The organism is Clostridium akagii DSM 12554, from assembly GCF_000686725.1.
Classification (GTDB): domain Bacteria; phylum Bacillota; class Clostridia; order Clostridiales; family Clostridiaceae; genus Clostridium_I; species Clostridium_I akagii.
The window spans coordinates 15,136-27,200 of sequence record NZ_JMLK01000022.1; the positions used below are offsets into that span (position 1 = coordinate 15,136).

At 30.6% G+C, this 12,065-nt stretch carries 13 protein-coding genes; 6 read left to right on the forward strand and 7 right to left on the reverse strand.

Annotated features, from left to right (window positions below; translation table 11 throughout):
• Positions 1 to 80 precede the first annotated feature (80 nt).
• The 3 genes from nagB to BR66_RS0112150 are packed head-to-tail and all read right to left on the reverse strand — an operon-like array spanning position 81 to position 2,752.
• A complete protein-coding gene (nagB, locus tag BR66_RS0112140; RefSeq protein ID WP_026883179.1) occupies positions 81 to 812 on the reverse strand; it encodes a glucosamine-6-phosphate deaminase in 732 nt (243 codons plus the stop codon).
• A gap of 18 nt (positions 813 to 830) precedes the next feature.
• Positions 831 to 1,988: an N-acetylglucosamine-6-phosphate deacetylase gene (nagA, locus tag BR66_RS0112145; protein ID WP_026883180.1), complete on the reverse strand. Its 1,158-nt coding sequence runs from the start codon at positions 1,986 to 1,988 to the stop codon at positions 831 to 833.
• A 23-nt stretch (positions 1,989 to 2,011) separates the two neighbouring features.
• Complete coding sequence (locus BR66_RS0112150) at positions 2,012 to 2,752, reverse strand: GntR family transcriptional regulator (protein WP_026883181.1); 741 nt, start codon at positions 2,750 to 2,752, stop codon at positions 2,012 to 2,014.
• A 283-nt stretch (positions 2,753 to 3,035) separates the two neighbouring features.
• Between BR66_RS0112150 and BR66_RS0112155 the strand changes: the two genes are divergently transcribed.
• The 3 genes from BR66_RS0112155 (at position 3,036) to BR66_RS0112165 (ending at position 5,452) form a co-directional block, all read left to right on the forward strand.
• The gene (locus BR66_RS0112155; protein WP_026883182.1) at positions 3,036 to 3,593 is read left to right on the forward strand and encodes a TetR/AcrR family transcriptional regulator; all 558 of its coding nucleotides are present in this window, start codon (positions 3,036 to 3,038) and stop codon (positions 3,591 to 3,593) included.
• Positions 3,594 to 3,659: 66 nt separating this feature from the next.
• On the forward strand, positions 3,660 to 4,883 hold the full coding sequence (locus tag BR66_RS23755) for a multidrug efflux MFS transporter (RefSeq protein ID WP_035796161.1): 1,224 nt from the start codon (positions 3,660 to 3,662) through the stop codon (positions 4,881 to 4,883).
• Complete coding sequence (locus BR66_RS0112165; protein ID WP_035796162.1) at positions 4,880 to 5,452, forward strand: isochorismatase family protein; 573 nt, start codon at positions 4,880 to 4,882, stop codon at positions 5,450 to 5,452. Before BR66_RS23755 ends, BR66_RS0112165 begins: the two co-directional genes overlap by 4 nt.
• 75 nt (positions 5,453 to 5,527) lie before the next feature.
• Here the strand turns inward: BR66_RS0112165 and BR66_RS0112170 are convergent, their stop codons facing one another.
• Positions 5,528 to 5,764, reverse strand: a complete 237-nt coding sequence (locus BR66_RS0112170; RefSeq protein WP_026883184.1) for a type II toxin-antitoxin system Phd/YefM family antitoxin — start codon at positions 5,762 to 5,764, stop codon at positions 5,528 to 5,530.
• A gap of 387 nt (positions 5,765 to 6,151) precedes the next feature.
• On the opposite strand from BR66_RS0112170, the gene BR66_RS23760 reads away from it, so the two are divergent.
• Both BR66_RS23760 and BR66_RS0112180 read left to right on the forward strand, forming a co-directional pair.
• Complete coding sequence (locus tag BR66_RS23760) at positions 6,152 to 6,487, forward strand: hypothetical protein (RefSeq protein ID WP_051624222.1); 336 nt, start codon at positions 6,152 to 6,154, stop codon at positions 6,485 to 6,487.
• A 315-nt stretch (positions 6,488 to 6,802) separates the two neighbouring features.
• Positions 6,803 to 7,561, forward strand: a complete 759-nt coding sequence (locus tag BR66_RS0112180; RefSeq protein ID WP_026883185.1) for a hypothetical protein — start codon at positions 6,803 to 6,805, stop codon at positions 7,559 to 7,561.
• A gap of 104 nt (positions 7,562 to 7,665) precedes the next feature.
• On the opposite strand, the gene BR66_RS0112185 is transcribed toward BR66_RS0112180, so the two are convergent.
• Both BR66_RS0112185 and BR66_RS0112190 read right to left on the reverse strand, forming a co-directional pair.
• Positions 7,666 to 9,561 carry an LTA synthase family protein gene (locus tag BR66_RS0112185; RefSeq protein ID WP_026883186.1) on the reverse strand — a complete coding sequence of 632 codons (1,896 nt, stop codon included), beginning with the start codon at positions 9,559 to 9,561 and terminating at the stop codon, positions 7,666 to 7,668.
• 200 nt (positions 9,562 to 9,761) lie between these two features.
• On the reverse strand, positions 9,762 to 10,175 hold the full coding sequence (locus BR66_RS0112190; RefSeq protein ID WP_026883187.1) for a hypothetical protein: 414 nt from the start codon (positions 10,173 to 10,175) through the stop codon (positions 9,762 to 9,764).
• 122 nt (positions 10,176 to 10,297) lie between these two features.
• Here BR66_RS0112190 and BR66_RS0112195 point away from each other — a divergent pair, with 122 nt between their 5' ends.
• Positions 10,298 to 10,942 carry a superoxide dismutase gene (locus BR66_RS0112195; RefSeq protein ID WP_026883188.1) on the forward strand — a complete coding sequence of 215 codons (645 nt, stop codon included), beginning with the start codon at positions 10,298 to 10,300 and terminating at the stop codon, positions 10,940 to 10,942.
• A 103-nt stretch (positions 10,943 to 11,045) separates the two neighbouring features.
• Here the strand turns inward: BR66_RS0112195 and BR66_RS0112200 are convergent, their stop codons facing one another.
• The gene (locus tag BR66_RS0112200) at positions 11,046 to 12,065 is read right to left on the reverse strand and encodes an ABC transporter permease subunit (RefSeq protein ID WP_026883189.1); all 1,020 of its coding nucleotides are present in this window, start codon (positions 12,063 to 12,065) and stop codon (positions 11,046 to 11,048) included.

The window sequence follows — 12,065 nt, forward strand, 5'->3', positions numbered from 1 at the left end:
TTAAATAACAAATCCATAGCTACCCTTTTTACATGTCGGTGATATAAATATTTATTAATATATTTCCCTTACTCCGCTATTTACTTATTTAAAAGGCTTGCTGCGTCTCTATCTACTATGATGATTACATCTTTGTGCAAGTTTAATATTGAAGCAGGAAGTTCTGGAGTTATTTTACCATTTACGGCTTTTTCTATGGCATCAGCTTTTTCTATGCCACTAGCAAGAAGTATTATTTTTTTTGACTGCATTATTGTTTTGATGCCCATACTTACTGCCTTAGTTGGAACTTCCCCTATTGAATTAAAAAATCTAGAATTTGCCTTAATAGTTTGTTTTTCAAGTTCTACAAGACGAGTTTCAGCTTCAAAGTTTGTATTGGGTTCATTAAAACCTATATGTCCATTTGCTCCTATTCCAAGAACTTGAAGATCTATTCCTCCAAGATCCACTATCTTTTTATCATACCTTGCACAATCACGGACCGTGTCTTCTGATTTGCCATTAGGCATATTTATATTATCTCTTTTTATATTTACATGATTAAAGAAATTTTCATTCATAAAATAATTATAACTCTGCTCATTATCTTCATCTAGCTTGTAATATTCATCAAGGTTAAAGGTAGATACTTTAGAAAAGTCCAAAGCATCTCTTCCGTAGATATTTATAAGCTCTTTATACATACCAATAGTAGTACTTCCCGTAGCTAGACCTAGTACACTATCTGGTTTTAACACTATTTGACTTGCAAAAATAACTGCTGCTCTTTTGCTCATTTCTTCATAATTTTCTACTATTACAATTTTCATTTTAAATCCCCCTTAAGTCTATGGTTCTAATTTGGTATAAACTATGTTACCTTCTACAATGGTCTGTATTACATTGAAATTTTTATCGAAAATCACCATATCTGCATCTTTACCTTGTGTTATGCTTCCCTTATGCTTATAAATATTAATCTCTTTTGATGGATTTGATGAAGCCAGTGCTACTGCTTCATAGAGTTTTAAACTAGTATTTTCATAGACGTTTTTAACCGCCTTTTCCAGTGTTAATATGCTCCCGGCTAATGTACCATCTTCAAGCCTTGCAGAATTGTTTTTCACAAAAACTTTTTGTCCTCCCAGTTCTGAAATTCCGTCTTCCATGCAGGCAGCTCTCATGGAATCACTTATTAAAACTAATTCATCTTTTCCTTTAACATCCACTAATATTTGAAATATAGCTGGATTAACATGAATTTTATCAGCTATTAACTCTGCACTAACAAAACTTTTCATTATTGCCCCAACTACACCTGGTTCCCTATGATTAAGTGGCGTCATGGCGTTAAACATGTGTGTAGCATGAGTTATACCGTTTTTAATGGCTTCCATGGCAGTGCTATAATCTGCATTAGTATGGCCAATGGATAAGGTTATATTTGTATTAGCCTTTATCCACTTTATAAATTTAAAGTCTTCATCCTCTTCTGGTGCTAAGGTTATTATTTTTATAACCTCTTCATAACCCTTAATAAAATCAATATTAGGTTTTAGAATATAATCTTTTTTCTGTGCCCCTTTGTACTTTTCACTTATAAAAGGACCTTCCATATGCGCTCCTAGAACTTTAGCTCCTGTCAAAGTGCTGTTCATAGCTGTTTTAACTGCATCTAGTGCCACGTGAATTTTAGTTTTATCCATAGTCATAGTAGTTGGTAAAAAACCCGTAATGCCGTGTTCACTTATGGATTTACTTATAACATTAAGATCTTCTAATGTCCCATCCATAGCATCGTGTCCCCCTGCACCATGGATATGAATATCTATAAATCCCGGAGATACAAAGTTACCCTTTGCATCTATTATTTCAATGTTATCATTGCTTGTTCTTTTAAAGTTTTCTGTGGATATTATACTCTTTATATTTTTATCAAATATCACAACACCTGTATCTAATATACAATCCTCTAAAATTATTTTTCCATTTATAATTGCTTTCATGTATCCACATCCTTTATGAATTTTTACTGATTATCTTCAATTATAATTTCATATTTATATATATCACTTCTATAAATAGATTTATTGTATTCAATTTGAATACCCTCTGCTGTATATGTGTTTCTCCAAAATAACATGGCAACAGAACCTTTTTTTTGATTTAATAAATCACACTCATAATCATTCAAAATTATAGGTTCTATAGTCTGTTTTGCTTTTTTAGGTTGATAATTATATTTTTCCTTAAATATTCCATATAGCGATTGTCCACTCACCATCTCTTCTGTCATATTAGGAAAAAGGTTGTAGGGAAGCCAAACGATCTCTATTCCCATAGGTTCTCCGTTAAAAATTCTAAGTCTAGTTATTTGAATAACTTTGGTTTCTGAATCTGGCATTTCTAGTATGGACTTTATTTGTTTAGTAACTTCATTTACTGTGAAAGAAATAATCTTTGTCTCTGTTCTTAACCCTCTATCTAACATTTCTTCTGTAAACCCTTTTAGTTTAGTCAAAACTTGCTTTTTTTTAGGCTTTGACACAAAAGTACCTTTCCCTTGTTCTCTATATAATATGCCCTCATTAACTAGAGACATAATAGCTTTGTTTACGGTCATCCTGCTTACCTGCTGTATGCTACATATTTCCCTTTCAGGTGGAATCATATCTCCAGGTTTTAATTCTTCATTTTCTATCAATTCTTTTAATATCTCTTTTATTTGAAAATACATAGGAAGAGGATTATGTTTTTCAATCTTTTTCATATCTTACCTCCATATTTATATATGAACATAATCACATGTTCATATGTTGTATATACCAATTTCAATTTCATTATAATATACTGTGATGAAAAAGTAAAGCTTTTATTAAATTTACAATTCAATTGTAGTGCCTAAAAACCATAAACTTCAAGATGCTCAAGAACTTCTTTATTGTTCTGCAAACTAATTGAACTTATTGACAAACTAATAGCATTAGTTTATTATATATGTATATTAGTTTTATAAATTGAATAAGGTATCTAAACAAAGGAGATATAAAAATATGTTAAATAGAGATAAAATAATTTCCTCTGCTGCTGAGTTAATAGAAGAGATTGGCCTTAAAAATTTAACTCTTAATAAATTGGCTGAAAAATTGGCAATAAAAACCCCTTCATTATATAACCATCTGGAAGGTTTAAACGCTTTATATGCTGGACTTGTGGATTTTGGCATGGGAAGACTAGGTGAATGTCTTAGAAATTCTGCAATAGGTATATCAAAAGAAGACGCTATGGAAGCTGTTGCTTATGCCTATAGAAAATTTGTTAAGGAAAATCCTGAATTATATAAAGCCCTAATGAAAGCACCTAAACTCGATAAGGGTGAGATTAAACAGTCTGGGGGCATAACTGGAATTATGAATAAAATATTAGAACCGTATAACAACTATAGCAAAGAGGAAGAAATTCATATAACCCGTGGATTTAGAAGCATTATTCATGGCTTTGTTTCTCTTGAAAATGACGGTTTTTTTAAAGGTCCTGCTGATTTAGAAGAAAGTTTTAGATTATTAATATTAAGTTTTATTTCAAGTATAAAAAATAATCAATATAGATAGAAATATTATACTGATTTTCTCAGTAACAAAGGTGTGCAATTTAAATATTTTAAGGAGATAATATTAATGAAAATATGGAAAAGAAATTTAATAGTATGTTGGTTTGGAACATTTGTTACAGGCCTTGGAATGAGTCAAATAGCACCTATTATGCCTCTATATATAAGACAGCTCGGAGTGCATAACACCAGTTCAATTGAACAAATATCAGGGATTGCTTTTGGCATAACATTTATTGTATCAGCTATTTTTTCGCCAATATGGGGAGCCGCAGCAGACAAGTTTGGAAGAAAACCTATGCTCCTGAGGGCAAGCCTTGGAATGTCTCTTGTAATTGGAAGCATGGGTTTTGCACAAAATGTCTATGAACTTATTGGTCTTAGAACCCTCCAAGGGGTTATAACTGGATATACTACAGCTTGCATTATACTCATAGCAACTCAAACTGAAGAAAAACATGCTGGATGGGCTCTTGGAGTACTTTCAACAGCATCTGTTACAGGACTCCTCATTGGACCATCCCTTGGTGGATTTTTGGATGAATTTTTAGGATTACAATTTACATTTTTCCTAACCGGCATATTAATGCTATTTGTGTTCATTACAACTTTGCTATTTGTTAAAGAAAAATTTGTACCACAAAGGAAAAATATTTTAAGCATTAAAGAAGTATGGAAACAATTGCCTTATCCTAGCCTTATTGTAACTATGTTTGTAACATCATTTGTACTACAACTTGCTTATTATTCCATTGAGCCTATAATGACTGTATATATAACTCAGATATCAACTAGTTCTGCTCATATTGCGCTTATTTCTGGTTTGGCATTTTCAGCGTCAGGACTTGCTAATATAATAGCGGCTCCAAAACTTGGAAAATTGTCAGATAAAATTGGACCTGAAAAAGTTATGCTTATAGCACTTATTGTGGCCGGCATTGTATTTATACCTCAAGCCTTCGCACAAAATCCATGGCAATTAATGGCATTAAGATTTTTACTTGGATTTGCCACAGCAGGCCTTGCGCCATCAATTAATACTCTGATAAAAAAAATAACACCCAAGAATCTTACTGGTAGAATATTTGGGTTTAATATGTCTGCGTTTTACCTAGGAACCTTTTCAGGCTCTGTTATTGGAGGACAAATAGCATCACGTCTTGGCATCAAATATGTATTTTTTATTACAAGTAGCTTGCTTCTCTTAAATGCAATTTGGGTTTATAAAAAAGTTTTTAAAAAATTAGCTTTAATAGATAAGAAAAGAATAATGGGGGCGAAAATATCATGAAAAATGAATTCATTGAAAGTAATAAAGTTGCATTAGTTGTTATTGATCTTCAACAAGGTATAGTAAATAGAAAACTTACACCATATAGTGGACAGGAAATTGTAGAAAACTCAAGAAAGTTAATAGAGGATTTCAAAACTAAAGGTGCATTTATTGTCCTCGTAAGGGTTTCAAGTTTGGATGGAAAAGATATGGTAAAGCCAGCGACTGATTTACCACCAAGAAATTTTAGTCTTCCAAAGGGCTTTGATGCTTACGTACCAGAAATAGCAGAAATACCGAATACTTACAAGATAACTAAAAGGCAATGGGGGGCATTTTATGGTACTGATCTAGATTTACAGTTAAGGAGACGTAACATAAGTACAATTGTGCTTTGTGGTGTTTCTACAGGCATTGGGGTGGATACCACCGCAAGAGAAGCATTTTCTAGAGGCTTTAATCAATACTTTGTAGAAGATGCTATGACAGCTTCAACTGAGGGTGAACATGAATTTGTTTGTAATTATATATTCCCTAAAATTGGTAAAATAAGAACAACTGACGAAATAATAGCATTAATTAAATAAGTATAAGAAAGAAGCCATATCATGGATAATACATCCTGGTATAGCTTCTTTTAACTTATGTAATTTATCCCAAACTCAATATGTTTTAAATGCTAGCATATTTTCCTTTAGAATTTTATCCGCAATAATATCTAACTTGTCCTCATCTGAAGTAGCTTCACTGCTGAATTGCTCAAAATCTAAAATTACATATTTAGGCTTATTATTTTTCATTATTATCAATGTTTTTTCTTGGTCAACTATTTGGGCTATTCTCGAAAATTTTTCATTAGCTTCAGATAAAGAAATCATCTTACCAGTATTTATTAACATACAAACCACTCCCAATACATATTATATGATTGAACAACAATAATAATGCTACTACCTTAAAACATAAGTGTGTACATGCTAAAGTATTTTCTTTAGCATAAAATTATTTACAAATAGTATTTAATATTTTCATAGCATTGTCATAAATTAAGATTAATATATAAATATAGAGATTACCCCCTCTTAAAATACGTTTATAAGCACTTGGTTATTTCCAAGTGCTATTTTTTTCTCTAGGATTATATACAAAGGCAGTTACTTAATTGTAGCTGTCTTTTTTAGTTGAAATTTAAGGTAAATAATAACAAATAACATATTTATACCACATTTACAATATATAATAGCCTTAGATAACAAATAATATTAAAATTTTAGGAGGCATTAAAAATGAGTATTTCATCTATTTCATCCTTATCAAATTTAACTAAATCAGTAGTTTCAAGCAGTAAAAGTACCACTAGTAACGCTAAAAGTGCTGGAAGTGCCAGCAGTAGCACTACTAGTACTAGTTCAAGTACTACTTCTGCCTTAGAGAGTCAGAAGGCATCAATTCAGAAACAAATACAAGAAGCTAATAGCAGTGGTGGAGATGAAAAAACTAAACAAATAAAAATCAAAGCATTACAAACACAGCTACAAACAATTGAAACTGAAATAACACAAGCCGAAACTAGCAGTTCATCAAGTTCTAGTTCATCAAACATAATTGATGTTAAGGCTTAATAAGTAAACATACATGCCATTTTAGGCATCCTGGGTAAAATGGTATGTATGTCAATTATATCGAATAAAACAAAATAAATTTTCAACTTTTTTTATTGAAAATACAAATAATAAAATTTTCCTTATGTCCTTTGTTCTCAGTGTCTCCAACCTCCTGTTTGTCTAATACATTGATTTGTAGCCTTTCGCCTGTTTACAAATTGATAACATGCAGGCAACCCTACATTCATAAACAATTGTTAAGGTGTAACCACGTTAATAGTTTAAACAACAACTATTAATGAATATTACTAAAACATATTGGAGGTAAATTAAATGGCAAAAACTAAATTTTACAAAATTGCCGCTTTAACACTTACATTATCAATGGTGATGGGTTCATCAGTATTTGCATCAACACTACAGACGGGTACAACATCAACTAGTAATAATTACAGTTGTAAATCTGGACACAATAATAAAGGAAATTGTAATTTTAAAAGCAAACTTGATGGTCTCGTTGCCGCAGGAACTATAACTCAAGTTCAAGAAGATGCTGCAATGAAACTTTTAACTACTACTAAAGGGAATGATAAGGTAAAATCAAAACTTGATAGCCTTGTTACTTCAGGCGCCATAACTCAGGCTGAGGAAGACTCTATAGTTAAACTCGCAGCTACATGTCCTGCTAATGGTGATCTAAAGACACAGCTTGACGGGCTTGTTAAGACAGGTACCATAAATCAAACTCAAGAGAATTCTATAATTGAAAATTTAACTCCTATAAAAGGAAATGATGAAATAAAAACAAAGCTTGATAGTCTTGTTACTTCAGGTACTATAACTCAGGCTCAAGAAGATGCTTTAGTTAATCTTAAAACTGAAAAGCCAGTTAAAGGTGGTCTAAAGGCTGAAGTTGATAACCTTGTTAAGGCAGGTACTATAACTCAGGCTCAGGAAGATACTATAGTTAAACTTTTAACTCCCACTAAACAAAATGATGGAAGAAAAGCAAAGCTTGATACCCTTGTTAAATCGGGGAACATAACTCAATCTCAAGAAGATTCTATGATAAATGCACTAACAATACATTAACATATAACTACTGAGATAAATACAAAGAGTGTGACATGCTGGCATATATCCAGTGTCACACTCTTCTTTTTTTATAAAAATATACTGATTCATAATTTCTATAATCATTTCTCAAAACTTTTTATAAGGTTATGATTTAAAATTTCATCATTATATTCTAACTGTTTGGTAGTATCTTTTTTCTCATTTAGAAGAATATTTGTTTGTGGTATTTTTTTCCCAGATTTAATATCATAATATGTATCTGTACCAGCTACATAAAAATCATTTCCATCAGTGAACGAGCTATCTCTAAATGATACCACATTAGCATTAGTATTTAATAAATCAGTTCCAAACATATATTTTTTATCTAGATTAAAAAGGTTCGCAATGGTTGGATAAAGATCTACTTGCCCTGCAGGTAGGGTATTAACTCCCTTATTAGCGTCATCTGGAAAATGAATCATCATTGGCACTTTTTGAAGTTTATCCCAATCTAAATCTGTGGCATTTTGTATACCTTCAACGTCATATAAACCTTCTGCTTCATATTTAGGAATTGCGAAATGATCTCCATAAAGTACAACTATAGAATTTTTTAAGATTCCCTCATTATCAAGCTTATCTAAAAACATACCAAGTTGAGCATCCGTGTAATGAATTCCATTCATATAGTTACCAATGTAGCTTCCCTTATATTTCCCAAGATTAAAATCACTACCATAACCCTTTTGATCATCGTAAGGCATATGGCTACTTAAAGTAATCATAAAAGAATAATAAGGCTCTTTATAGGTTTTAAGCTTTTGTAAAGTCTGATTTAAAAATGACTTGTCACTTAAACCAAGTCCTACCTGTTCATCATTATTATAATCTTTTGCAGAAAAATATTTACTAAAATCCTCGGCCTTGTACATTACATTTCTATTCCAAAATCCATTTTCATAGCCGTTTAAAGCTACCGTAAAATATCCTTTGTCATTAAATTGTTTTGCAGTAGAATCAAAGGTGTCCCCTGGATAAAGTTCATAGGCAGCACCAGTAGCTGCAGGATATAGCGAATTTAGTGATAAAAATTCGGCATCTGCAGTAGTCCCCGCTGCAGCTTGGTAATAATAATTGTTAAAATATAAACTCTTTCCAAGCCATCTGTTTAAATTAGGTGTGATTTCCTCACCGTTAATCTTTTTACCAATAACGAATTGTTGAAGAGCTTCAACCTGAATTACAATTAAATTTTTACCTTTCCCTGCATCTTTTAGTACTGTTCCCTTTGTAGCATCTTTTTTTTGTAAATATTGTTTTATCTCCTTTTGCTTTGAAGCGGGAACTGATTGCATATTAGATAATTTTGTGGATGTTTCGTTATAGGCATCAATTACATGAAAATTAATATTACCAATTTTGCTTAGCAAATACATTTTATTGGACATTGTATGAATTAATCCTGGTTGTTCAACATCTAAAGCATTAATGCATCGCGCATCGCCTGTAACTCCAATTCCAAATACCACCAAAAAAATAATAAATCTTCTATAAAAAAAAGTATCAGTCCTAGATAATTTTTTATATAAAAATAGTACAGGTATTAAGATAATTATATCCGCAAAATAAAAGATATCTGAAAACTTTAGAAGACTCTGAACGCCAGAAGATACGTCTCCAAGCATGGTAGCATTTTGTATTGTTCCTATAGATATAGCACCTTTGCTATATCTATAATATAATGTGTCTGCAAAAGCAATTATGCTTAACAGTATGTCCATTATATATAAATATTTTATTCGATTTTTGTTTTTAAATAATAAAGAAATACTTCCGATTACAATTACTGAAGATATAATAGCGGTCTTATAATCTAAGAAATAAGGTGATATTAATTTGTTATAGTTAATTTCTTTTATAGAAATTATAATTAAAAACCAAATAATATCTAAATTGTTTACTACTAATTTATTAAATATTAATTTTAATATTTTTGCGGATTTCGTGTTTTTTATTTTACTTATTTTTTCCATAGTATTCATATTTGATATTTACCTTTCTTTAACATAATAATACTATAATACATTATTAAGATGTATTATTAAAGTATATAGCTGGACTATATTATTAAATTAACAAAATATTAAAATTATTGCTTGAACTCCTAAATATTTAAAATTAAGAGTTAAGATTTTAAATATAAATCTTAACTCTTATGTGTTCTGATTCCATATTATTGCTGCCTTTTTCTCTTAAATATGTCCCTTTTTCTATATACAAATACACCCATAATTAATGGCAATATTAATCCAGTCAATGTATTAACGCCAACTCCAGATTGTATAATTGAGTATAATATATTGAAAAAGCATACAATAAAATATAAAATTACACCACTGATATTTTTTAGTAAAATTAATATAACTGAAATAACTATAAGTGTTGAAACAATTATAATCGGTACAAAGTTACTTGAATAATATGTTTTTTTTACTCCTTGCTTCACTAATTCAGAATTTAACTGATCTTTAAATAATAATCCAAATAATGAAAATAAAAACATTACACAATAAATCGCTAAATTAATAACTGATATTGTTTTTATTCCTACGCCAACTTTCTGTCTTTGCTTTTCTAAATTACTCATAAAACACATCTCTCCCCGTTATTTATTACATCTAATATATTATCATACAATCCATTACTTGGTAAATTATATTTTAGTAATTTCATAGTATATATTATAATAATTTTAATTAAGGTGGTTCAATGTACAATCTAAAACCTGAAACCTTTAATTTTAAATCAGTTAAAGGCATTTCTATGAGACAATTGGATGAACATTATAAATTGTATGTAGGTTACGTAAGCAAATTAAATGAAATATGGAATATTCCATACTTACCAAGTAATTATAATGACAGTAATCCAACTTATTCAAAAATGCGAAGCCTAAAACTAGGTGAAACCTATGCTCTTAACGGCACAAAACTTCACAATCTTTATTTTCAAAACATGACAAATGGCAATAATACGCCTTATGGTCCTGTACTCAATGCTATAACAAAACAGTTTTCAACTCTTGATAATTTTATATCTTATATTACAAACGTGGGCTTATCCATGAGAGGATGGGCAATTCTAACTATTGATTCAATTGATAATAAGTTTCATATAATAGGTAGTGATTTGCATGATACTGGTTCAGTATGGCTTTCTTATCCAATACTAGTTATGGATGTCTATGAACATGCTTATTTCATGGATTTCGGAACGGATAGGAAAAAGTATATCAATACTTTTATTCAAAATATAAACTGGGCCATTTTGAACCAAAGGTTTCAAAAATATATTTCTTTAATGAAATCTATGAGTATGAATAGACAGAACACTTGCCCCTTTGGATTTTATTAATAATTAAAAGGGATGTAAGTAAATTTGTTGCACAATTTTACTTACATCCCTTTTATTGATTTTTTATTTTCTCCCCAAATATTTTATTACCTTTTAACTGTTTTTAAATATCTCGTTTTTGAAAAATAAAATATCCTAAAAAACAGAAAAGTGCACTATATAAAAGCGATATTATAATAGCAAAAGAAAGGCTCGTACCCCCAATTGCTGTACCGCTAGATATATAGGACGCAAAACTTGTAACTGCAAAAGGTAAATATTTACCCCATGTAAAGAATTCGGCTAGTAGGGAAATAATTCCCGCACCCACTAGAACCAAGAATATTGAGAATCCTGTTGCTATAGAACGAGATCTGGATATTGCTGAAATTGCAAAAGCTACTATTATAAATACAATAGCTTGAAGAGAATCAAGACCCAATAAAATAAGGGATTTTAACGCGGCAGGTTCATAGGATATTTTGCCACTCGTCCAAATCATTTCCTTTGAACTTATTCCATCAAACCCGAACAATATACCTAAAAGCAAGAAATTTAGAACAAATGTTGTTACTACAAGAACAATGCCATAAATTATTATAGCTATTAATTTTGCAGAAAGAATCTGAGAACGGCTGAAAGGACGTGATATCATCATTTTCATGGTACCTTCTGAAAATTCACCTGCTACCGAAGCTGTGCATGCGATTACTGTAAACAGTATAACAAGTCCACTAAAACCATTAGTATAAAAATAAGTCACTCTTGTCCAAATACTTTCTTTTGACTCTGGTTTTATATTATTGTTAATTCTATATTCATCTTCAGCTATAGTCTTTTTCATAGGGCCTACACTCGTTGCTACTACCATTTTATTTGTTGAATTTTCCGCCTGAGTTAGCTGAACCTTTTCTGCCTGAATTTTTTTCTGTAAATCCTGTTTCCAATTTTGTGAACCATCAGTAGTAACGGTCGTAGTACTCGTAGTGGTAGTATCTGAAATATGGTTACTTGCAGTATAATATTTATAAATACCAGTGGCCAGAACTATTAGTACAATCATTATTATTAGCATTACTTTTGCAGAAATTCTTTTCCATAACTTCATATTTTCTATGGAAATAAGTGTAAAAAAGTTTCCCAT